19 protein-coding genes are annotated in these 22,504 nt (G+C 71.9%); 9 read left to right on the forward strand and 10 right to left on the reverse strand.

Annotation, left to right across the window (positions count from 1 at the left end; all coding sequences use genetic code 11):
* Positions 1–2: 2 nt before the first annotated feature.
* From ACZ6ZP_RS01845 to rsmH, 4 genes are read right to left on the reverse strand one after another with little or no spacing between them, the layout of a single operon-like run.
* Positions 3–1,655 carry a UDP-N-acetylmuramoyl-L-alanyl-D-glutamate--2,6-diaminopimelate ligase gene (locus tag ACZ6ZP_RS01845; RefSeq protein ID WP_351162398.1) on the reverse strand — a complete coding sequence of 551 codons (1,653 nt, stop codon included), beginning with the start codon at positions 1,653–1,655 and terminating at the stop codon, positions 3–5.
* Between the two features lie 19 nt (positions 1,656–1,674).
* Positions 1,675–3,633, reverse strand: a complete 1,959-nt coding sequence (locus ACZ6ZP_RS01850) for a peptidoglycan D,D-transpeptidase FtsI family protein (protein WP_351162400.1) — start codon at positions 3,631–3,633, stop codon at positions 1,675–1,677.
* A 5-nt stretch (positions 3,634–3,638) separates the two neighbouring features.
* Positions 3,639–4,202 (reverse strand): cell division protein FtsL, encoded by a 564-nt coding sequence (ftsL, locus tag ACZ6ZP_RS01855; RefSeq protein WP_351162402.1) that lies wholly within the window; start codon positions 4,200–4,202, stop codon positions 3,639–3,641.
* 48 nt (positions 4,203–4,250) lie between these two features.
* Positions 4,251–5,207 (reverse strand): 16S rRNA (cytosine(1402)-N(4))-methyltransferase RsmH, encoded by a 957-nt coding sequence (gene rsmH / locus ACZ6ZP_RS01860; protein ID WP_469405200.1) that lies wholly within the window; start codon positions 5,205–5,207, stop codon positions 4,251–4,253.
* Between the two features lie 358 nt (positions 5,208–5,565).
* On the opposite strand from rsmH, the gene ACZ6ZP_RS01865 reads away from it, so the two are divergent.
* The 4 genes from ACZ6ZP_RS01865 to ACZ6ZP_RS01880 all read left to right on the forward strand — a co-directional run bounded on the left by ACZ6ZP_RS01865 (position 5,566) and on the right by ACZ6ZP_RS01880 (position 11,283).
* Positions 5,566–6,186 carry a beta-class carbonic anhydrase gene (locus ACZ6ZP_RS01865; protein WP_469405203.1) on the forward strand — a complete coding sequence of 207 codons (621 nt, stop codon included), beginning with the start codon at positions 5,566–5,568 and terminating at the stop codon, positions 6,184–6,186.
* 225 nt (positions 6,187–6,411) lie between these two features.
* Positions 6,412–7,431 (forward strand): AAA family ATPase, encoded by a 1,020-nt coding sequence (locus tag ACZ6ZP_RS01870; RefSeq protein ID WP_351162408.1) that lies wholly within the window; start codon positions 6,412–6,414, stop codon positions 7,429–7,431.
* A complete protein-coding gene (locus tag ACZ6ZP_RS01875; RefSeq protein ID WP_469405204.1) occupies positions 7,431–8,798 on the forward strand; it encodes a DUF58 domain-containing protein in 1,368 nt (455 codons plus the stop codon). The genes ACZ6ZP_RS01870 and ACZ6ZP_RS01875 overlap by 1 nt, the downstream gene beginning before the upstream one ends.
* A gap of 52 nt (positions 8,799–8,850) precedes the next feature.
* Positions 8,851–11,283 (forward strand): transglutaminase TgpA family protein, encoded by a 2,433-nt coding sequence (locus ACZ6ZP_RS01880; protein ID WP_366462272.1) that lies wholly within the window; start codon positions 8,851–8,853, stop codon positions 11,281–11,283.
* Positions 11,284–11,429: 146 nt separating this feature from the next.
* On the opposite strand, the gene ACZ6ZP_RS01885 is transcribed toward ACZ6ZP_RS01880, so the two are convergent.
* The 3 genes from ACZ6ZP_RS01885 to ACZ6ZP_RS01895 form a co-directional block, all read right to left on the reverse strand.
* Positions 11,430–11,843 carry a DUF3040 domain-containing protein gene (locus ACZ6ZP_RS01885; RefSeq protein WP_351162414.1) on the reverse strand — a complete coding sequence of 138 codons (414 nt, stop codon included), beginning with the start codon at positions 11,841–11,843 and terminating at the stop codon, positions 11,430–11,432.
* Between the two features lie 272 nt (positions 11,844–12,115).
* On the reverse strand, positions 12,116–12,892 hold the full coding sequence (locus tag ACZ6ZP_RS01890) for a methyltransferase (protein ID WP_351162416.1): 777 nt from the start codon (positions 12,890–12,892) through the stop codon (positions 12,116–12,118).
* Between the two features lie 127 nt (positions 12,893–13,019).
* Positions 13,020–13,556, reverse strand: a complete 537-nt coding sequence (locus ACZ6ZP_RS01895) for an SAV_6107 family HEPN domain-containing protein (protein WP_469405206.1) — start codon at positions 13,554–13,556, stop codon at positions 13,020–13,022.
* A 162-nt stretch (positions 13,557–13,718) separates the two neighbouring features.
* On the opposite strand from ACZ6ZP_RS01895, the gene ACZ6ZP_RS01900 reads away from it, so the two are divergent.
* The 5 genes from ACZ6ZP_RS01900 (at position 13,719) to ACZ6ZP_RS01920 (ending at position 19,858) form a co-directional block, all read left to right on the forward strand.
* Positions 13,719–14,534: an ATP-binding cassette domain-containing protein gene (locus ACZ6ZP_RS01900; protein ID WP_469405209.1), complete on the forward strand. Its 816-nt coding sequence runs from the start codon at positions 13,719–13,721 to the stop codon at positions 14,532–14,534.
* On the forward strand, positions 14,506–16,590 hold the full coding sequence (locus ACZ6ZP_RS01905; protein WP_383819453.1) for a YhgE/Pip family protein: 2,085 nt from the start codon (positions 14,506–14,508) through the stop codon (positions 16,588–16,590). The genes ACZ6ZP_RS01900 and ACZ6ZP_RS01905 overlap by 29 nt, the downstream gene beginning before the upstream one ends.
* Positions 16,591–16,640: 50 nt before the next feature.
* Entirely contained in the window at positions 16,641–17,258 is a 618-nt protein-coding gene (locus ACZ6ZP_RS01910) for a TetR/AcrR family transcriptional regulator (protein WP_351162424.1), read from the forward strand.
* 413 nt (positions 17,259–17,671) lie between these two features.
* Complete coding sequence (locus ACZ6ZP_RS01915; protein WP_361463770.1) at positions 17,672–18,286, forward strand: DUF4126 domain-containing protein; 615 nt, start codon at positions 17,672–17,674, stop codon at positions 18,284–18,286.
* Between the two features lie 45 nt (positions 18,287–18,331).
* Positions 18,332–19,858, forward strand: coding sequence for a phytoene desaturase family protein (locus tag ACZ6ZP_RS01920; protein ID WP_469405211.1), 1,527 nt, complete (start codon positions 18,332–18,334; stop codon positions 19,856–19,858).
* A gap of 49 nt (positions 19,859–19,907) precedes the next feature.
* On the opposite strand, the gene ACZ6ZP_RS01925 is transcribed toward ACZ6ZP_RS01920, so the two are convergent.
* From ACZ6ZP_RS01925 to thiE, 3 genes are all read right to left on the reverse strand, one after another.
* On the reverse strand, positions 19,908–20,783 hold the full coding sequence (locus ACZ6ZP_RS01925) for a hypothetical protein (protein WP_399977674.1): 876 nt from the start codon (positions 20,781–20,783) through the stop codon (positions 19,908–19,910).
* Positions 20,784–20,828: 45 nt separating this feature from the next.
* A complete protein-coding gene (metF, locus tag ACZ6ZP_RS01930) occupies positions 20,829–21,749 on the reverse strand; it encodes a methylenetetrahydrofolate reductase [NAD(P)H] (RefSeq protein ID WP_361463775.1) in 921 nt (306 codons plus the stop codon).
* An 88-nt stretch (positions 21,750–21,837) separates the two neighbouring features.
* Positions 21,838–22,488 (reverse strand): thiamine phosphate synthase, encoded by a 651-nt coding sequence (thiE, locus tag ACZ6ZP_RS01935; RefSeq protein ID WP_351162434.1) that lies wholly within the window; start codon positions 22,486–22,488, stop codon positions 21,838–21,840.
* Between the last annotated feature and the right edge of the window lie 16 nt (positions 22,489–22,504).

Below are 22,504 nucleotides of genomic sequence, written 5' to 3' on the forward strand. Positions count from 1 at the left end.
ATTCATCCCTGGGTTTGCTGGATAGCTTCGCGAAGTACCTGGCGGTCGTCGAAGGGACGCACCACCCCGGCGATGTCCTGCCCCTGCTCGTGGCCCTTGCCCGCGACGAGCACCGTGTCGCCCGGTTCGGCCCGGGCGACGGCGGCGCGGATGGCGGCGGCGCGGTCCTCGAAGACGGCGACCTCGCCGCGCTCGTGGGCCGGCACGTCGGCGGCGCCGGCGAGCATCGTGGCGAGGATCGCCAGGGGGTCCTCGCCGCGGGGGTTGTCGGCGGTCAGTACGGCGGTGTCGGCGAGCCGGGCCGCGGCGGCGCCCATCGGCATCCGCTTGGTCTTGTCCCGGTCGCCGCCGCAGCCGAGCACGATGTGCAGCTTGTTCTCGGTGACCTTGCGCAGGGCGCGCAGGACCGATTCGACGGCGTCCGTCTTGTGGGCGTAGTCGACGACCGCGAGGTAGGGCTGGCCCGCGTCGATGCGCTCCAGGCGGCCGGGGACGCCCGGCACCGCGGCGACGCCGTCGGCGGCCTGCTGCGGGTCGATCCCCGCGACGGCCAGCGAGACGATCGCGGAGAGCGTGTTGGCCACGTTGAAGGGACCGGCCAACGGGGACTTCGCGGTGATCCGCTCGCCCTTCGGGCCGACCACGACGAACGTGGAGTCGAACGGCGTCACCTCGACGCCTTCCGCTCGCCAGTCGGCGTCGGGGTGGCCCTCGGCGGAGAAGGTGGTGACGGGGACCTCGGACTCGGTGATGAGCCGGCGCCCGTACTCGTCGTCGAAGTTGACCACGCCGAGCCGGGAGCGCTGTTTGGTGAACAGCTGCGCCTTGGCCTGGAAGTAGTCCTCCATGTCGGAGTGGAACTCCATGTGCTCCGGGCTGAGGTTGTTGAAGACGGCGACATCGAAGATGCAGCCGTCCACCCGGCCGAGCACGAGGGCGTGGCTGGAGACCTCCATGGCGACGGCCTCGACGCCGCGCTCGCGCATCACCGCGAACAGCGCCTGGAGGTCGGTCGCCTCGGGGGTCGTGCGTTCGGACTTGATCCGCTCGTCACCGATGCGCATCTCGACCGTGCCGATGAGGCCGGTCGACTTGATGCCCTTGAAGCCGCCCTCGACGAGGTAGGCGGTGGTGGTCTTGCCGGACGTTCCGGTGATGCCGATCTGCAGCAGATCGCGCCCCGGATGGCCGTACACCGTGGCCGCGAGCTCCCCCATGGAGCCGCGCGGGTCGGCGACGACCAGGACCGGCAGGCCCGTGACGGCCGCGCGTTCGGCGCCCGTCGGGTCGGTGAGGATCGCGGCGGCACCGAGGTCGGCGGCCTGCGCGACGAAGTCGGCGCCGTGCAGCCGGGCGCCGGGCAGGGCAGCGTAGATGTCGCCCGGCCGGACCGCGCGGGAGTCGTGCGTGATGCCGCTGACCTCCCCCGTGCCCGGGGCGGCGACGCCCAGCTGATCGGCGATCCTGGCGAGCGGCGTCGCGGAGACCTGGACCGGCCGCGGCGGTCCCGGATATGTCACGGGAACGCCCTTCTGGGTGGTTTGGGACTGATCGGCGTGTGGCACGGCGGTGAGCGTACCGGGCGCACCGGCTGTTGGGCGAAGCGGGCGGTGTGGCGGGGGCTGGTTCCCCGGCCGTGGGGTGATCGTTGTCACGGGTTTGTCCTGGTGGGGCTCAGGGTTCGAAGGTGACGGGGAGCCGGGCCGCGCCCTTGCCGGTGGGCGGGACCTGGAGCGTCTTGAGGGCGAACTGCATGACTTCCTTGTAGATGGGGCCGCAGATCTGGCCGCCGAAGTAGCTGCCCTTGGTGGCGTTCTGGATGGCGCAGTAGACGGTGACGCGCGGCTTGTCGGCGGGCGCGAACCCGGCGAACGACGAGGTGTAGCCCTTGTACCGGCCGGTCTCGGGGTCGACCCGGTTGGCCGTACCCGTCTTGCCCGCGACCCGGTAGCCGGCGATGCGGGCCTTGGTGCCCGTGCCCTCTTCGTCGTCGACGACGGACTCGAGCATCTGCGACACGGTCCTGGCGGTCTTCTCGCTCACCACGCGGGTCTTCTTGGGCTTGGGCGCGGGCGTGAAGCGGCCGTCGGGGCCCTTTATGCCGCGCACCAGCGTGGGCTCGACGCGTACGCCGCCGTTGGCGATGGTCGAGTAGACGGAGGTCGCCTGCATCGCGTTGATCGAGAAGCCCTGGCCGAACGGGATCGTGTACTGCTGCGAGGTGGACCACTTGTCGGGGGGCGCGAAGATGCCGGAGGTCTCGCCGGGGAAGCCGAGCCCGGTCTCCCTGCCGATGCCGAACTTGCGCAGGTAGGAGTAGAGCGACCGGTTGGCTTCCTTCTGGGTCTTGCCCAGCTCGCCGGTGGCCAGGATGGTGCCGATGTTGCTGGACTTGGCGAGCACGCCGCTGAGCGTGAGGTGCCAGGTCGGGTGGTCGATGTCGTCCTTGAAGAGCCGGTCGCCGCGGTGCAGCCGGTTGGGGACCGTGACATGGGTGCCGGGGGTGGCCGCGTTCTCCTCGAGGACGGCGGCCATCGACATGACCTTGGCGGTCGAGCCCGGCTCGAAGGCGTCCTGGAGCGAGGCGTTGCCCAGTGCCGTGCCGTCGGCCTGCGAGAGGTCGTTCGGGTCGAAGCCCGGCGAGTTCGCCATCGCGAGGATCTCGCCGGTCTTGTTGTCCTGCACTATCACGTAGCCGCGGTCCGCCCTGGACTTCTCCACCTGCTCGGTGATCGCGTTCTGGGCGGCCCACTGGATGTCGCGGTCGATGGTGAGCTCGACGTCCGAGCCGGGCACGGCGGGCGTCTCCGTGCTGCCGGCGGTCGGCACCTGGTGGCCGCCGGACTGGGCGTACCTGATCTTGCCGTCCTTGCCCGCGAGCTCCTTGTCGAGCTGCTGCTCCACGCCGCCCGCGCCCTTGCCCTCGGCGTTGACCCAGCCCAGTATCCCGGCGGCCAGGGTGTCGTTCGGGTACACGCGCTTGCTGCTGGGGTCCTGGAAGACGCCCGCCAGGACGTTGGCGCTCTTCTTGTCGGTGCCCTCCTTGTCGGCGAGCGCGCCGCGCAGGTCCTTGATCTGCTTCCAGACCTGCGGGGTCTGCCGGCGCGCGAGCAGGACGTAGCGCGTCTTGGGGGTCTTGAGCTGCTCGGTGAGCCGGTCGACGTCCTTGTCGAGGATCGGGGCGAGGAGCGCGGCGGCCTGCTCGGGCCCGTCCTTGATGCCCATCTCCTTGGCCGTGAACATCGTGGGGTCGGCCGTGATGTCGTACGCGTCCACGCTGGCGGCCAGCTCGACGCCGCGGCGGTCGGTGATGCCTCCGCGCTCGGCGGCCAGGACGTGGCTGAAGTAGCGGTTCTTCTCGGCCTTGGTGGTGTAGACGCTCGCGTCCACCGCCTGCACCTGCAGGAGGCGTACGACGAAGGCCAGCATCACCAGGGTCAGACCGAGGCTCACCATGCGCAGGCGGGGCCGCGGGCTGCCGAGCCGGATGGTGCGGGTCTTGGAGGCGGCCGTGCGCGGGCGGCGGGCGGGCCCGGCTCCCCCTCCTGTGCGGCGCTGCTGGCCGGGGCGGGCGGGGCGCGAGGGCCGCGCGGGACCCGGGACCCTGCGTCGCGGGGGTTGGCGGTCCGTCACTTACGTCACCTGCCGGAGGTCGTGGGGCCGGGCTTCGCGGAAGGGGTGGGCGTGGGCGTGGGCGGGGCAGCTGAGGGGGCCGATTCCGTGGCGGCGGGCGCCGGGGACGCCGGGAGCGGTTCGGGGGCGGGCGTCACCGGGATCGAGACCGAGGGGGCCGGTGAGGCCACCTCCTGCGGGCGCGGATCGGGCCCCGCCGCGGACTGCTCGGCGGCTCCGGGAACGCCGCGCACGGTGCCGTCCGGGTTCAGGAAGGCCGGGTCGCCGCCCGGCACCATGCCGAGCTCGCGGGCGCGGCGCTGGAGGGCGTCAGGAGCCGCGTAGGCGTCCACGTCCCGCTGGAGCTCCTGCTCCTGGTCCGTGAGCTCCGTCGTCTCCTTCTTGAGTTCGCTCAGCTGGAACGAGCCTTCGTTGAGCGAGGAGTTCAGGATGAGGAGGCCGATCAGACCGCCGCCGAGCAGCAGCACGACGAGCAGGACGAACGGCGTGCGCGCGGCCTGGCTCGGCCCCGACGGCAGCAGCCGGGCGAGCCGGGCGGCCCTTCCGCGCAGCTCGGGCTTCTTGCTCATGGGGCCTCCTCAGGGACGCCGATCACGGATGCTCCCGGCGGGCGCGCTTCACGGAGTCTCCTCGCGGATGCGCTGCGCACCCCGCAGCCGTGCCGGGGCGGCCCGGCGGTTCTCGGCGACCTCTTCCTCGGTGGGCAGTTCCGCGCCGCGCGTGAGGAGCTTGAGCCGGGGCTGGTAGCGCTCGGGGACGACGGGCAGGCCGGGCGGCGCGGTGGTCGCGGCGCCGGCCGCGAGGACCTGCTTGACCAGGCGGTCCTCGAGCGAGTGGTACGAGAGGACGGCGATGCGGCCGCCGACGGCGAGCGTCTTCACGGCCGCCGGGATGGCCGCCTCCAGGACGCTCAGCTCGCCGTTGACCTCGATGCGCAGGGCCTGGAAGGTGCGCTTGGCGGGGTTGCCGCCGGTGCGCTTGGCGGCCTGCGGCAGGGAGTCACGGATCAGCTCGACGAGCCGCGCGCTGTTGCTGAACGGCTCCTTCTCGCGCTCGCGCACGACGGCGCTCACGATCCGCTTGGCCTGCTTCTCCTCGCCGTACTGGCGCAGGATGCGCACCAGTTCGCCCGGCGCGTACGTGTTGAGGACCTCGGCGGCGCTGACGCCGGCCGTCTGGTCCATGCGCATGTCCAGGGGCGCGTCCTGCGCGTAGGCGAAGCCGCGGTCCGCCTCGTCGAGCTGCATCGAGGAGACGCCGAGGTCGAAGAGGACGCCCTGGACCTTGGCGATGCCGAGCCGGTCGAGCACCTCGGGGAGTTCGTCGTAGACCGCGTGCACCAGCTCGGCCCGGTCGCCGAACGGGGCGAGCCGCTCCCCGGAGAGCCGCAGGGCCTCCTTGTCGCGGTCCAGGCCGATGAGGCGGGCCGACGGGAAGGTGGACAGCAGCGCCTCGCTGTGGCCGCCGAGTCCCAGGGTGCAGTCGACGACGACCGCGCCCGGCTCGGCGAGCGCGGGGGCCAACAGGTCCAGGCATCGCTGGAGCATCACCGGGACGTGTCGGGTCTGGCTCAAAGGGCCCTCTCAGATCCGGCGCGGCGAGACGTGCGCACGGCCGGGTCCCCGCCCGCTCGGGAAGGGGAATGGCCTGCTGGCGCCGGGGAAGTGGCGTCAGCCGACCGGGAGCGGGAGGAGGCCGAGCCGTACGTACGCGCCGCGCACGCGGGGGGATTCGGGAATCCCCGGTGTGAACTGTCCAGCGGGGAGCAGGTCACGGCCCTCCCACTTCGCGTCACTTTAGTCCACCCTGTCGCCCGGTCAATCAACTGGCCTGCGCGTCGCGGACGGGTCCTCGACGAGCCGTGGAACGTGCCTCGTCACCCGTTCGGGGGTAGGCACCGCAGCTCTGTGGGTTAGCTCACAACAAGACTCATTGACGTTCTTTGTCCCTTCTCACAGCGGGCCCGGTCGATCAGTGCCGACTAACGTCATAGCCATGTCGACTTCCGCATCCCCTACGGGCCGCACTCCCGCAGAGCCGAGCGGTGACATAGCCGCCGGCACCGTCACGGACCGCCTCGTCGAGGCGAACCAGCGCTACGCCGCCGGCTTCACCGATCCCGGCATGGACGCCCGTCCCGTGCTCGGCGTGGCCGTCGTCGCCTGCATGGACGCCCGCCTCGATCTCCACGACGCGCTCGGCCTCGAACTGGGCGACTGCCACACCATCCGCAACGCGGGCGGCGTGGTCACCGACGACGTCATCCGCTCCCTGACGATCAGCCAGCGCGCCCTCGGCACGAAGAGCGTCGTACTGATCCACCACACCAGCTGCGGCCTGGAGAGCCTCACCGAGGAGTTCCGGCACGAGCTGGAGCTCGAGGTCGGCCAGCGGCCCGCCTGGGCGGTGGAGGCCTTCCGCGACGTCGACCAGGACGTGCGGCAGTCGATGCAGCGCGTTCGGACCTCGCCGTTCCTCCTGCACACCGACGATGTGCGGGGATTCGTCTTCGATGTGACCACGGGTCTGCTGCGGGAGATCGCCCCTGGGTGACCGGGTCCGGACCGGACCTTTCCGGACCGGCTCGACGGCCAAAAGGCCGCAAGACCCGACATATCGCCGCCAGTTATCCACGGGCGAGTGACACAACCCGGTATGCCCAACAAGAATGCGGGGTGGGCACCACGCTGAACGATTCGTGCGTGGTGTCCGTGATTCGGGGTGGGCCGGGCCGCACACACATGCGTCGGCCCGGAGAACGTGTCCGAGGAGGGCCGGGTGACGACCTATGACGATCGAGCGAGCCTCACTGATCTGACCGCCACAGCGGAGCGTGTCCGCAGGTCGGTCGAGGGTGTGATCGAAGGCAAGCCAGAGGTCGTACGGCTTTCGCTTACCGTGCTCCTCGCCGAGGGGCACCTGCTGATCGAAGACGTGCCTGGCGTGGGCAAGACCATGCTCGCCAAGGCACTTGCACGGTCCATCGACTGCTCCGTGCGGCGCATCCAGTTCACGCCCGACCTGCTGCCGTCGGACATCACCGGTGTGTCCATCTTCGACCAGCAGCGCCGGGACTTCGAGTTCAAGCCCGGCGCGATCTTCGCGCAGATCGTGATCGGCGACGAGATCAACCGCGCGTCCCCCAAGACGCAGTCCGCGCTCCTGGAGTCCATGGAGGAGCGCCAGGTCACCATCGACGGGCAGACCTACGAACTGCCGAGCCCCTTCATGGTGGTGGCGACGCAGAACCCCGTCGAGATGGAGGGGACCTATCCCCTGCCCGAGGCGCAGCGCGACCGCTTCATGGCGCGCGTCTCGATCGGCTATCCGAACCCGGAGGCCGAGCTGCAGATGCTGGACGTGCACGGCGGTGTCTCGCCGCTGGACGACCTCCAGCCGGTGGCGCACGCGCACGACATCGTGAAGCTCATCGACGCGGTCCGCACGGTCCACGTCGCGGACACCGTGCGGCGGTACGCCGTGGAACTGGTGGGGGCGACCCGCAACCACCCCGACCTGAGACTCGGGGCCTCCCCGCGCGCGACGCTGCACCTGCTGCGGGCCGCCAAGGCGTCCGCGGCGCTCAGCGGCCGCGAGTTCGCCCTGCCGGACGACGTCCAGGCCCTCGCCGTGGCGGTGCTCGCGCACCGGCTGCTGCCCACCGCGCAGGCCCAGTTGAACCGGCGTACGGCCGAATCGGTCGTCCTGGAGATCCTCCAGCGCACGCCCGTCCCGGCCGCCGTGCAGCCGGGCAGCGGCTACTTCAACCAGCAGCCGCCCGGCGCACGGAGGCTGTGATGGCGGCCGGGGGGCCGCAGCCGGCGCAGGCCGAGGAGGGGAAGGGCGGACTGCGGACCGCGCTCGCGGGTCTGACCACGCGCGGGCGTTCGTTCCTCGCGGCCGGGATCGCCGCCGCCGTCTGCGCGTACGTCCTGGGCCAGAGTGATCTGCTCCGGGTCGGGCTGCTGCTCGCCGTCCTGCCGCTGGTGTGCGCGACGGTGCTCTACCGCACCCGTTACCGCGTCGCGGGCAGCCGCAGGCTCTCCCCCGCGCGCGTGCCCGCCAGCTCGGAGGCCCGGGTCCATCTGCGGATGGACAACGTCTCGCGGCTGCCCACGGGCCTCCTCATGCTCCAGGACCGGGTGCCCTACGTCCTGGGGCCACGGCCCCGGTTCGTGCTCGACCGGGTGGAGGCGGGGGGCCGCCGCGAGGTGTCCTACCGCGTCCGCTCGGACCTGCGGGGGCGCTATCCGCTGGGTCCGCTCCAGCTCCGCCTGACGGACCCCTTCGGGATGTGCGAACTGACCCGCTCCTTCTCGACGTACGACACCTTGACGGTCATTCCGCGCGTGGATGCACTGCCTCCGGTGCGCCTCACCGGCGAGGCCAAGGGGTACGGCGACGGGCGGCACCGCTCGCTGGCCCTGGCGGGCGAGGACGACGTGATCCCGCGGGGCTACCGCCACGGCGACGACCTGCGCCGCGTCCACTGGCGCTCCACGGCCCGCTACGGCGAGCTGATGGTGCGCCGCGAGGAGCAGCCGCAGCGGGCCCGCTGCACGGTGCTCCTGGACACCCGGGCGCACGCCTTCCGGGGCGCGGGTCCGGACTCCGCCTTCGAGTGGGCGGTGTCGGGCACGGCGTCCGCCCTGGTGCACATGCTCGAACGGGGCTTTTCGGTACGGCTGTTGACCGACACCGGGAACTCCGTGCCCGGCGAGGGCTCGGACGGTTTCGCGGGCGCCAGCCAGGAGTCGGCGGACGCGGCGGGACTGATGATGGACACCCTCGCGGTGATCGACCACTCGGACGGCGCGGGGCTCTCCCCCGCGTACGACGTGCTGCGCGGGGGCAACGAAGGCCTGCTGATCGCCTTCTTCGGCGACCTCGACGAGGAGCAGACGACGGTGGCCGCCAAGATGCGGCAGCGCAGCGGCGCCGCCGTGGCCTTCGTCCTGGACAGCACGGCCTGGACCCAGGGCCCGGGCGGCGCCGTCCCGGGCCCCGGCGACGAGCGGGTCCGGATGCTGCGCGAGGCGGGCTGGACGGCCGTGGCCGTGCCTCCCGGGGTCGCGCTGGTGGACCTGTGGCGCCAGGCGGACCATCTGCGGGCGAGCACGGGCCCGGCTCCGGCGGCGGGGACGACGACCGGGGGCTGGGGATGAGCGGCCGAGCCCGCGCACGTACGACAGCACGTACGACAACAGGGGGAACCGCATGAGTGGGCGCACGCGACTGGCGCTCTGTGCCACGGCGGCCACACTGATGGCGTCGGGGGCGCTGCTGCCGCTCGTCGATCCGGCGACGTGGTTCATCCAGGCGGCGATCCTGCTCGCTCTCCAGAGCGGCGTGGGCGCGCTCACCCGGCGCGTCCCGCTGGCCCGGCCGGTCACGGTCGCGGTGCAGGCCCTGGTGACGCTGCTGCTGCTCACCCTGGTCTTCGCCCGTGAGCAGGCCGTCGCCGGTGTGCTGCCGGGCCCCGAGGTGTTCCGGGAGTTCGGGCTGCTGCTCGAGGCGGGCGGCAACGACGTCGGGCAGTACGCGATCCCGGCGCCGCTCAGTGACGGCATCCGGCTGATGCTGGTCGGCGGCGTCCTGGTGATCGGCCTCGCGGTGGACGCCCTCGCGGTGACCTTCCGTACGGCGGCGCCCGCGGGGCTTCCGCTGCTCGCGCTGTACTCCGTCGCCGCCGGGCTCTCCGGGGACGGGGCGGGGTGGCTGTGGTTCCTGCTCGCGGCCGCCGGGTATCTGCTGCTGCTCCTGGCGGAGGGCCGCGACCGGCTCTCCCAGTGGGGGCGGGTCTTCGGGGGCGCGGCGCGTGCGCCCGGCCGGGTCGCGGGAGGCCTGGAGACCGACAGCGGCGCGGTCGCACCGGTCCGCACGGGGCGGCGCATCGGCGCGGTCGCGCTGGGCATCGCCCTGGTGGTGCCGCTCGCGCTGCCCGCCCTGGACGGCGGGCTCCTCGACGGTTCCGGCGGCGCCGGGGGCTCGGGTTCCGGCGGTGGCGGCACGATCTCCGCGGTGAATCCGCTGGTCGCGCTCCAGGACAGCCTGAACGAACCGGACGACCGCGAGGTCATCTCGTACAAGACGAACGCCAAGGAGACCGAGAACCTCTATCTGCGGATCGTCTCCCTCGACCAGTTCGACGGCACGGCCTGGAAGACCACCGTCCGCAGCATCGAGGACGTGCCTCCGCGCCTCGAGGACCCGCCGGGGCTCTACCCCGACGTCCCCAGGAGCGAGATCCAGACGAACATCTCGGCCGCCGAGGGCTACGCGCAGAACTGGCTGCCGATGCCTTATCCGGCGAGCGAGGTCAAGATCAACGGCCGCTGGCGGTACGAGCCGGTGGGGCGCGCCCTGGTGGGCGACCGCGGTCAGACGACGCGCGGCGCGCAGTACGAGGTCAAGAGCCTGATCGTGCAGCCGACGGCCGAGCAGCTCGCGGGCGCCGCCGAGCCGCCCAAGCAGCTCGCGGACGAGTTCACCAAGGTGCCCGAATCGCTGCCGCCCGTGGTGGCGACCGAGGCCCGCCGGATCACCAAGGGCACGTCGAACGACTACGAGAAGGCGGTCAAGCTCCAGGACTGGTTCTCCTCGGAGGGCGGCTTCACGTACAACACGCAGGTACGGGCGGGCAGCGGCCCGGCGGCGATAGCCCGCTTCCTGGAGCAGAAGGAAGGCTTCTGCGTCCACTTCTCGTTCGCGATGGCCTCCATGGCGCGGACGCTGGACATCCCGGCGCGCGTCGCGGTGGGCTTCACGCCCGGTGCCGCGCAGGCGGACGGTTCGATGTCGGTCGGTCTGCGGGACGCGCACGCCTGGCCCGAGCTGTACTTCGAGGGCGTGGGCTGGACCCGCTTCGAGCCGACCCCGAACCGCGGCACGGTGCCCGACTACACGCGCCCGGACACCCCCTCCGACGGTGCGAGCGACCCGGCGGCGCCCGAGTCGAGCGAGTCGGCGGCTCCGTCGGACGCGCCGTCGGCCTCCACGAGCTGCCCACCCGACCAGCAGAAGCAGGGCGGCTGCGCGAGCACGGCCCCGGCGATCGCGGGCGGTTCGGGCGGCGAAGGGCCGCCGATCGGCATGATCGTGGCCATCGCCCTGGGGGCGCTGGTGGCGCTCGGCCTGCCCTTGCTGCCGATGCTGTGGCGCAAGCGGATCCGCGCGGTGCGCCTGGGCTCACCAGGGCGTACGGAGGCGGACGCGGGCGCACGGACCCTGGCCGCCTGGCTCGAGGTGACGGACACCGCCTGGGACCACGGGATCGCGCCGGACGAGTCGCAGACCCCGCGCAAGGCGGCGGCCCGGATCGTCCGCGTCGGGCAGCTCGCCGACGCACCCGCGCAGTCCGTCCACCGCCTGGCCGCCGCCGTCGAACAGGTGCTCTACGCGCCACGGCCCCAGCCGACGGCCGGCCTGGCCGACGACGTGCGCCGTGTCTGTGACGGCCTGGAGGCCACCTCCAGCCGTCCGGCCCGGCTGCGCGCGACACTGGCCCCGCGTTCGGCCGCACGGGTGGTGTGGGCGGTCTCGGACCGCTGGACGGCCCTCAAGGAGCGGTGGTCGGAGCGGATCACCAAGCGGTGGACGGCGCTGCGGAGGCCTTCGGGGCCGTCCCAGCCGTCGCAGCAGGAGGGCTGAGTCGCGGCAGGAGGCGCAGGGGGCTGCCAGAGGGCCACAGGGGGCTGAGCAGCCCATGCGTAAGGGGTGACCGCCTGGGCGGTCACCCCTTACGTGCAGCAGTACGTACTGCTGTGAACTGCTGTGAAGAACGAAAAGCTAGAAGCTCATTGGCCCTGTTCGTCGCGGCGACGCTGCCAACGCTGCTCGATCCGGTCCATCATCGACCGGCGCTGCCTGGTCTGCCGACGTGCGGCCGGGGCGCCGCCCGGTGCCGTGGGCGTGCCGGCGGCCGGCTGTTCACCTGGCTTGGGCGCTTTGCGCCATCCGGTGACGGCGAGCACCGCACATCCCAGCATGACGAGGAATCCCACCACGCTCACCCAGATCTGCTGGGCGACCATTCCGGCCATGAGAAGGGCGATACCTACAAGGAAGCCCGCGACCGCTTGGTAGACCCGTCGCCGGGTGTACGTACGCAGCCCGCTTCCCTCGAGCGCTGTCGCGAACTTGGGATCTTCGGCGTACAGCGCTCGCTCCATCTGCTCGAGCATGCGCTGCTCGTGCTCCGAGAGCGGCACGGAGTCCTCCTCATCGTGCAGTCGCCGGGGCGACCGGGGGTCCCCTTCAGGATAGGCAGGGAATCGCCCCCGTGAAACCCGCCCCTCTGCGCCAACTTCGCCAAACCGGACCGCCCTGCCGCTCCGGCTCGCTGAAGCGTGCATTCCCCAGCGGCCGATCCGGCATGCCGGACGGTCTGCCTCGATCATACGGCGCCCATAGCCCGTTCGGGGGGTATGTGCCGTACTCCATGTGCGGCTGCGCTGCTGATCAGCGGCCAGCCGGGCAGGTTTCAGGCCTCGTCGGCATCCCGGGTCTCACCGAGCACATGCAGCTGAGTGGCCACGGAGTGGAAGGCGGAGAGCTCCGCCGCTGCCGCCTCCAGCTTGAGGAGGGCCTCCAGGGCGCCGGGCTCGGTGTCCACCAGGACGCCGGGGACGAGGTCGGCGAAGACCCGCACTCCGTGCACCGCGTCGACCCTGACGCCCGAGGCCTCGACCAGGTCGGTGAGCTGCTCGGCGGTGAAGCGCCGCGGCACGGGGTCGCCGTCGCCCCAGCGTCCCGCCGGGTCGCCGAGCGCCTGCCTGGCCTCGGTGAAGTGCCCGGCCAGCGCCCGGGCGAGCACGGCTCCGCCCAGACCGGCGGCGAGCAGGCTGAGGGTGCCGGAGGGGCGCAGCGCGCCGACCGCGTTGCGCACGCCCTCGGCGGGGTCGTCCACGTACTCCAGGACGCCGTGGCACAGGACGGCGTCGAACCCGGCGCGCTCCACTACGTCGAACAGGCCGTGTACGTCGCCCTGGACACCGCGCACCCGATCGGCGACGCCCGCCTCGGCGGCCCGGCGCTCGAGCGCGAAGAGGGCGTTCGGGCTGGGGTCGACGACGGTGACGCGGTGGCCGAGCCGGGCGACGGGCACGGCGAAGTTGCCGCTGCCGCCTCCGGTGTCGAGCACGTCGAGGGAGTGTGACTCCCGGCCCGTGGCCTTGACCCGGCGGTCGAGGGCGTCCTTGAGGACCTCCCAGACCACGGCGGTACGGAGAGAAGCGCGGGGGCGCATCGGGTCCGACACGGCAGTTGACTCCTCGGCGCGTCCACCGCATGTCGGCGGCGGAGCTAGGGGGTTCCCTCCGCCTGCTCTTGCCGCAGACAGGAGGATGCGGGCGCTCCCACCCTATTGCCTTCGGCCGACTGCCCCGTCACCCGTCCCGGGTCGCGTCCGGCGGCTCCTGCCTGGGCTGGGGCAGCACGGGCTGGAGCACCAGCATCCGCTCGACGAGGCGTAAGAACATCGCCACGTCACGCAGCAGGTCGTCCGCGTCCCGGACGGTGGCCGCGCCCTGTATGCCGGCCTCCGCGCGGGCCCTGCGCGCCGCGCCGGAGGCGAACAGGGCGCTCCACTCGCTCAGTTCGGGCGCTATCTCGGGGAGCACTTCCCAGGCGCTGCGGATCCGCTGCCTGCGTCGCGGGGTCGCCTCGGGGCGGCCGCGGGCGGCGAGGACGGCGGCGGCGGTGCGCAGGGCGGCGAGGTGGGCCGTGGCGTAGCGCTCGTTCGGAGTCTCCAGGTGCGCGGCTTCGTCGATGCCGGCGCGGGCCTGGGCGAGCAGTTCGAGTGCGGCGGGCGGGGCCGTGGCCCGGCGCAGGACGGGGTGGACGTCGCTCGCGGGGCCGGTGGCTGCGGGGGCGGGGCCGACGGGGCGGTGCCGACGTGCGGCTGCTGCGGAAGTGCTGGCCATGACGAACCTCCTGTCGTCGCGTAACGGCTATGTGGCCGTATGTGCACATCGTGTAGTACGCCACTGACAATCGGCTCTGACCTGCGACTTTGCCCCGATCGCGGGTTCGCGTTAGTTTTTGCACTGACCAGTCAGTTCAAAAGAAGGTGCGAGGGGGGAACTGTGGACGGGCCGAACGACGGCGCGCGGGGAGCCGCCGTCACAGCGCAGGGGTTCGGGCTCAAGGGACCGCGGGGCTGGGCGTTCCGCGGGGTCGATGTCGAGGCCGGGGCCGGGGCGCTGATCGCGGTCGAGGGGCCTTCGGGATCGGGCCGGACCTGTCTGCTGCTCGCGCTCACCGGGCGGATGCGCCCCACGGAGGGAGAGGCTTCCGTGGGGGGCTTCCGGCTGCCCAAGCAGCTCGCGGCGGTGCGCCGGATCAGCGCGCTGGGGCCCGTGACCGGCGTGACGGATCTCGATCCGGCGCTGACCGTGGCCGAGCACCTGCACGAACGGGCGCTTCTGGAGCGGCGGTTCGGCGGCTCCCTGCGGGGGCTGCTGAAGCCGCGCGCCGAGCGGGCCGCCGAGGCGCGGCTGCGGGTGGACACCGCGCTGGCGGCGGCCGGGCTCGACATGGAGGCGCTGCCCAAGGGGCGCCGGACCTCCGTACGTGACCTGGAGCGCCTCGAGGCGCTGCGGCTCTCCGTGGCCCTGGCCCTGATCGGGCGGCCCCTGCTGCTGGGCGTCGACGACGTCGACCTCAAGCTGTCGGACGCCGAACGGGACGAGGCCTGGGCCCTGTTGAGGTCCATCGCAGAGAGCGGCACCACGGTCGTCGCCGTGTGCGCCGAGGCGCCCGACGACGCGATCTCCCTCTCCACGGACCGGAAGCCCACCGAGGCCCCGACCGAATCAGCCGACGCCAACGCCGACAACGCAGCCCCGAACGACGACGACAAGGAGACGGCGGATGCGCTCGCCGAAGCTGGCCGCTCTTGAGCTCAGGCGCTTCGGCAGGGGGAAGATGCCGCGTGCGGCGCTCGTCGCGCTCCTGCTGCTCCCCCTGCTGTACGGCGCGCTGTACCTGTGCTCGTTCTGGGACCCGTACGGCCGTCTCGACCGCATCCCGGTGGCCCTCGTCAACGACGACAAGGGCGCCACGGCCGCGGGCAAGAAGCTCGAGATGGGCGACGGCATCGTCGACGGACTCCAGGACAGCAAGACCTTCGACTGGCACGAGGTGAGCTCCGCCGAGGCGCGTGAGGGCATCGAGGACGGCACGTTCTACCTGTCCCTGACGATGCCGTCCGACTTCAGCAAGCGCGTCGCGTCGAGTTCGGGGGACTCCCCGGAGACGGGCGCGCTCCAGGTCCGTACGAACGACGCCAACAACTACATCGTCGGGCAGATCTCCCGGACGGTCTTCTCCGAGGTGCGCACGGCGGCCTCCACCAAGGCCTCGCGCTCCTTCCTCGACAAGATCTTCATCTCGTTCTCCGACATCCACGGGGAGACCGAGAAGGCCGCCAAGGGTGCCGACAAGCTCGACAGCGGCATCGGCGAGGCCAAGAAGGGCTCGAAGAAGCTCGTGACCGGCCTCAAGGACGCCAAGAAGGGCAGCGGCGACCTGGCCGGGGGCATCAAGAAGCTCGACAAGGGCGCCGGTGACCTTCAGAGCGGCTCGAAGAAGGTCTCGGACGGCACCCAGAAGCTGGCCGACAAGGTCAACGGCACCGCGGACCAGGTGCGGCCCTTCCTGAAGGACAACGGCAAGACCGTCGGGGACACGGCCCAGCTCGTCGCCGACTCCTCCAAGGCCCTGCGCGGCAACCTGGACACCTGGGTCAAGCTCGCCCCCGTGGCGGCCGACGGCGCCAAGAAGGGCTCCGAGACGATCGGCGACTTCTATACGAAGCGCTGCGAGAACCTCCCGGTGCCCGACCCCGCCTGCCCGGAGATCAAGAAGGCCAAGACGGCGGCGGAGAACGTGTCGACCATCGCGGACGACATGAACACCGTGGTCAAGGACCAAAGCAGCGACATCAAGAAGCTCGACAAGCACCTGGCCGCGCTCCAGAAGAAGTCCCAGGCGCTCGCCGACCGCGCACCGCACCTGAACGAGGACCTGGACAAGGCCGTCACCCAGATCAACGACCTCAACACGGGCGCGGGCAAGGTCGCCAAGGGCGCCAAGAAGCTGCACACCGGCCTCGGCACCGCCAAGACCGGCGCCACGGACCTCGACGCGGGCGTGGGCAGGCTCAAGACGGGCGCGACCGACCTCAAGGGCGGCCTGTTCAAGCTGGCCGACGGCTCGGAGAAGCTGTCCGGCGGGCTGCACGACGGCGTCAAGAAGATCCCCGACTACGACAAGAAGGACCGCGACGAGCGCACCGACGTCATGGCCGACCCGGTGCAGCTCGCCTCCCAGTCGATGCACAAGGCGCCCAACTACGGCACCGGCTTCGCCCCGTACTTCATCCCGCTGTCCCTGTGGGTCGGCGCGATGGTGGCGTACATGCTGATCCAGCCGCTCAACCGGCGCGCGCTCGCCGCGGGCGCGTCCGCCTGGCGGATCGCGTTCGCCGGCTGGCTGCCGGTCGCCGCCCTCGGCGTGCTCCAGGTGGCGGCCCTGATGTCGGTCCTGCACTGGGGCCTGGGCCTGCAGATGACGCGGGCGGCCGGGACGGTGGGCTTCCTCTGCCTGGTGACGTGCTGCTTCGCGGCGATCGTGCAGTGGCTGAACGCGCGCTTCGGGGCGGCCGGGCGAATCCTCGTCCTCGCGGTCCTGATGCTCCAGCTGACCTCGGCGGGCGGCACGTACCCCGTCCAGACGAGTCCGTCGTTCTTCGGCTGGATCCACCCCTTCTTGCCGATGAGTTACGTCGTCGACGCCCTCCGCAGGCTCATCACGGGCGGCGGTCTGGGCCCCGTCTGGCAGGCGTGCGCGGTGCTCACGGCCTTCACCGCGGGCGCCCTGGCGCTCACCGCGCTCTCCGCGCGCCGCAAGCAGGTGTGGACCCTGGACCGCCTGCACCCGGAGCTGAGCCTGTGAGACCTGGAACCGGGCCTGTCCGGGCGGCAAGACCTGTGAGAATCAGGCCCATGGACAGCAGCGCAACCAGCACCCGGCGTGAGGCCACCCGGCAGAAGCTCTACGAAGCGGCCGTCACCCTCATCGCGGAGCAGGGCTTCTCGGCCACGACGGTCGACGAGATCGCCGAGCGGGCCGGGGTCGCGAAGGGCACGGTCTACTACAACTTCGCGAGCAAGTCGGTCCTCTTCGAAGAGCTGCTGCGGCACGGCGTCGGCCTGCTCACCGCCTCCTTGAAGGAGGCGGCCGAGAAGGCGGCGGGGAGCGGCGGCAGGCAGGTCGACGCGCTGGACGCGATGATCCGGGCGGGCCTGGTCTTCATCGACCGCTATCCGGCCTTCACCCAGCTGTACGTCGCCGAGCTGTGGCGCACCAACCGTGCCTGGCAGTCCACCTTGATGGTGGTCAGGCAGCAGGCGGTCGCCGTCGTCGAGGACGTGCTGCGCGCGGGCGTCGAGAACGGCGAGCTCAGCGAGGAGATCGACATCCCCCTGACGGCCGCCGCGCTCGTCGGGATGGTCCTGGTGGCGGCGCTCGACTGGCAGGCCTTCCAGCCGGAGCGCTCCCTGGACGACGTGCACTCGGCGCTCTCGCGGCTGCTGCAGGGCCGGGTGAGCGGCGGGCGCTGAGCCCTCCCGAAGCAGCGCCGTCCCGGAAGGCACGCCGTCCCGGAGGCCGCGCACACAAGGGCGCCGGTCCGGTCTCACCTGATCTCCAGGCGGCACCGGACCGGCGCTTCTCGCGTTCCCCCGCAGTCCCCCGTTCGGCCCCCCGGGTGGTCATCCCCCGAGCGGCCGCCCGTCACCCCGTGCCTCACTCCCACCTTCGGCGGGGTGGGAGGAGCGGTTAAGGGCGCCGCGCCGTTCCGCCGCCCCGTGTCGGCGGTACGGGCGCTGCGCCCTTCTCCGTGTCCCTCACTCTTCCGTCCGCGCAGGTCGGGACCCATCCGCGCTACTACTCATCTCCATCACTAGGTACGGATACTCAGACCTGGGTGCTCATCCCCAGGCCGGGACGTTCCCGACTGGTTACGATCGCGTCCGTGTCCGTACTCCCCCTGGTCTTCACCAGCGGCTGGGCAAGCGGGATCAACGCGTACGCCGTGGTCCTGCTGCTCGGTGTCTTCGGCGCGACCGGGATCACCGACGAGGTTCCCGAGTCGCTGCAACGTCCTGATGTGCTGATCGTCGCCGGGGTCCTCTTCGCCTGCGAGGCCGTCGCCGACAAGATCCCGTACGTCGACTCGGTGTGGGACACGGCGCACACCGTGATCAGGCCGGTGTCCGGCGCCGTGGTGGGTGCGCTGCTCGCGGGCCAGAGCGGTTCGCTCCCCGACCTGGCGGCGGGCGCGGTGGGCGGTTCCACCGCGCTGGCGAGCCACTGCGTGAAGGCCGGGACGCGGATGGCGATCAACACGTCGCCCGAACCGTTCAGCAACGTCATCGTGAGCACGGCCGAGGATCTCGGGGTCGGCGGGATCATCAGCTTCGCGATGTTCTATCCGGAGGCGGCGGCGATCATCGCGGCCGTCCTGCTGGTGCTCGGTCTGATCCTGCTGTACTTCCTGATCTCGCGAATCCGGCGGTTCCTGCGGCGCAGGGCGCAGCGGCGCGAGGAGAAACAGCTCGCGGCGCACAGTGGACGGCCACCGGACTGAGGGCTCCCGGCAGGACTGTCAGTGGCGGCCGATAAAGTCCCTGGCATGGCACGGATTGTGGTGATCGGCGCCGGGATGGGCGCGATGGCGGCCGCTGCCCGGCTGGCCGTCGCGGGCCACCGGGTGGTGGTGCACGAGCGGTCGGGTACGTACGGCGGCGCGCTCGGCAGCGTCGAGCGGGACGGCTTCGTCTTCGACACGGGGCCCGGCCTCCTGCAGCTCCCCGCCGTCTATCGCGACCTGTTCGTCAAGACGGGCAAGGAGCCGCTGGAGAAGTGCGTCGAGCTCTCCCAGGTGGAGCCCGCCGTACGGCACGTCTTCGCGGACGGCACGGCGGCCGATCTGCCCAACGCCTCGCGCGCGGGCGTCGGCGAGGCCCTGGACGCGGCGCTCGGCAGCGGCGCGGGCGCTGCCTGGTCGGCGTACATGAACCGCGCCCGTGAGGCGTGGGACCGCACCCGGCGCCCGCTCCTGGAAGAGCCGCTCTGGCCGAACTGGCAGGTTCTCGCAGACCGCGAGCCCTACCCCTCGGTGCCGCACAAGCGCCTCCTGCGGCGCGAGCGGCGCGCGACCACCCTCACCGAGGTCGGCGAGCTCGAACTGGGCGGCGACGCACGGCTCCTGGCGCTCCTCGAGCAGTACGCCCTCGCGTGCGGCCTCGACCCCCGGGCGACCCCGGCGAGCGCGGCCGTCCTGCCCTACCTGGAGCACACCTTCGGCGCGTGGTCCGTGCGCGGCGGGATGCGCGCGCTCGCCACGGCCGTGTACGAGCGGTGCCTCGCCCGGCGGGTCGAGTTCGCGTTCGACTCCCCCATCACCCGGATCATCGAGAAGGACGGCCGCGCGGCCGGCGTCGAACTGGCGGACGGGACGGCGCAGGAGGCGGACTTCGTGGTCGCCGGTGTCGCGCCCGGCGCACTGGACGGCTTGCTGTCCGGTGTATCCGGCATGTCCGCCGCCTCCGGTGTGAACATACGGGCGGAGGGTGAGGTGCAGGCCCGGTCCGGACTGCCCAGCCGCCTCACGGTCTTCCTCGCCCTGCGCGGCTCCCGGCCGGAGGGCACGCCCCACCGGACGGTGCTGCACACACCCGACCGCCAGGACGAGCTCGACCGGCTCTTCGGGCACCGCCCCAAACTGCCCGCCGCCCCCACCCTCACGGTGCTGCGCCCGGACGACCCCGTCCTCACGCCGGACACCGAGCACGAGGCGGTCACTCTGACGGCCACGGTGCCCGCGCACACGGAGGTCACCGAGGCCGACGTGGAGCGCCTGCTGGACCGTGCCGAGTCCGCCGTGCCCGGCCTGCGCGGCCGGCTGCTGTGGCGCGAGGTCCGCACCCCCGCGGACGTCGCGGAGGCCACCGGTGCCGAGGGCGGCGCGGTCCCGCCCCCGTCCCTCGCGGCAGGAGAGGGCCGGCTGCTGCATCCGGCCAACAGCACCCGGCTGCCGGGGCTGTTCGCGGTCGGCGGCTGGGCGCATCCCGGCGGCGGACTTCCGCACGCGGGCATGTCGGGCACGCTGGTCGCCGGGCTGATCGTGGAGGGACCGGAGTTCCGCGGCTCCCAGTGAGCTCGTGAGCTCGTGAGCTTCCGGCCTCGGGTCCGGGCCCTGGCCCGGATCAGTACCGGTACTGCTCGTTGTACCCCGCGTCGTAGCCGTTCTCCTGGGCCTGCTCGCCCTGGTACGGATACGGCTGCTCCGGCGGGAGTTCGCCGCCGTACTGGCCGTAGGGGTCCTCGACGTTGCGCTGCTGGGGCACCCAGACCCCGCCGGGCGGCGTCTCGTTGTACGTATCGGACCCGGCGCCGTACGGATCGGCCGCCGGGTAGGACGCGTACTGCTGCTGGTCGCCGTACGCGTCGTAGCTCTGCTGGCCGCCGTACGTCTGGGTCCCGATGTACGGGTCGGAGTACGCGGCGTACTGCTGCTGGCCCGTCTCGCCGTACGCGTAAGGCTGCTGGGGGTCATAGCCCGCGGTCGCGTACGTGTCGTAGCCGTAGCCGCTGTCCGCCGGGGCGGACTGCTGCTGTGCGTACGCCGTGTCGCTGTAGACGCCGTACTGCCCGGTGTCGTCCGGCAGCGGCTCCGGGGCGTAGACCCCGGTGCCGGGAGCGGTCTCGGGCGGCGGCCCTGCCGGGCCCGCGTCCTCGTACTCCAGGTCGGAGACCTGGAGCGTCGGCTCCTGGGGAGCCTCGCCACCCACGCCCCGCGGCGACTTGCGGCGCTTGCTCAGACCGGGCTGGCCGCCGAGCGCCCAGCCGGTCGAGAAGCCGCGGCGGAACGACAGCGTCACGTACGTCTGTCCCGTGGCGAAGGCGATCGCACCGAGCCCGATGACCACCACCGACGGCAGCAGCACGCCGATGACCACGCCGAGGAAGCCGCCGAAGGCCAGCAGCCGCCAGCGCAGCCGCGCCTTGTACTGCAGCAGCACCTCGCCGAGCAGCCACAGCGCGACGCATCCGAACGCGATGTAGAGGACCGTCCAGCCCATGTACGCCCCTCTCCCCGCGGCCGCCGCCCCCAGGGGTACGGCCGGTCAGGCCTGCGGGTGATGCAGGCCCAGATTCTCGTAGATTTCCAGAGTCGCCGTGGAGTTGTTGAGCGTGATGAAGTGCAGCCCCGGGACACCCTCGGCCAGCAACCGCGCGCAGAACTCCGTCGCGAACTCGATGCCAATGGAGCGTACAGCCGCCGGATCGTCTTTGGCTGTGAGGATGCGCTCTTTGAGCGCCGGAGGGAAGGAAGCGTTGCTGAGCTGGGGCAGCCGCTCCAGCATGCGCACGTTCGTCACCGGCATGATCTCCGGGATGATCGGAGTCGAACAGCCCGCGGCCTCGACCCGGTCGCGCAGGCGCAGATACTCCTCCGGATAGAAGAACATCTGTGTGATCGCGTAGTCGGCGCCCGCGCGGCACTTGTCGACGAAGTGCCGGACGTCGGTGTCCCAGTCGGCCGAGCGCGGATGCATCGCGGGGAAGGCCGCCACGCCCACGCAGAAGTCGCCCGACTCCTTGATCAGCTGGACCAGTTCGGCGGCGTAGGTGAGGCCCTTGGGGTGCTTGACCCAGTCGGCGAGGGGGTCGCCGGGCGGGTCGCCGCGGACCGCGAGCATGTTCCTGATGCCCGCGTCCGCGTACTGCCCGATGATGTTGCGCAGCTCGGCCACGGAGTGGTCGACCGCGGTCAGGTGCGCGACCGGCGTGAGCGTGGAGTCGGCGACGATCTGCTGCGTCTCCTTGACCGTGCCCGCACGCGTCGAGCCGCCCGCTCCGTACGTCACGGAGACGAAGCTGGGAGCCACCGCCTCGACCCGGCGCAGGGCGTTCCACAAGTTCCGCTCGCCCTTCGGGGTCTTCGGCGCGGAGAACTCGAACGAGTACGTCGTCTTGCCGGTGGCGAGCATGTCGCGCACGGTGCGTGCGCGATCAGATCTGGTGGAAGCAGTGCCTAGGGCCATACGGGCAGGTTAGCGACGGGGCACCGCTACCGGCCAATCTCCGTCCAACCTGCGGACAACCTGGCCGAAGTTGGCCGAAGATCGCCGGTCAGGCCGTACGCAGGCGCTTCGCGAAGTCGGCCGCCGCGGCCGCCGGATCGTCGGCCTCGGTGATGGCCCGTACGACGACGACGCGGCGGGCGCCCGCTTCGAGCACCTCGTCCAGATTGCCCGCGTCGATGCCGCCGATGGCGAACCAGGGGCGGTCCGTGCCGAGCGAGGCCGTGTACCGGACGAGGTCGAGTCCAGGGGCGTACCGGCCCGGCTTGGTGGGGGTCGGCCAGCAGGGGCCCGTGCAGAAGTAGTCCACGCCGTCCTGCGTCGCGGCGGCCGCCGCCTCGGCGTCGGCGTGCGTGGAGCGGCCGATCAGGACGTCCTCGCCGAGGATGCGGCGGGCCGCGGGCACCGGCAGGTCGCCCTGGCCCAGGTGGAGCACGTCGGCGCCGATGGCGTGCGCGACGTCCGCGCGGTCGTTCACCGCGAGGAGCTTGCCGTGCCGGCGGGCGGCGTCGGCGAAGACCTGGAGGTGGTCGAGCTCCTCGGCCGCCTCCATGCCCTTGTCGCGCAGCTGCACGATGTCCACGCCGCTGCCGAGGACGGCGTCGAGGAACTCCGGGAGGTCTCCCTGGCGCTTACGGGCGTCCACACACAGGTAGAGGCGGGCGTCGGCGAGCTGCTCGCGGGCAGGCTTGGCGGCCATGGAAAGGTCCCCCCGG

This window comes from Streptomyces sp. NPDC054047, from assembly GCF_055585065.1.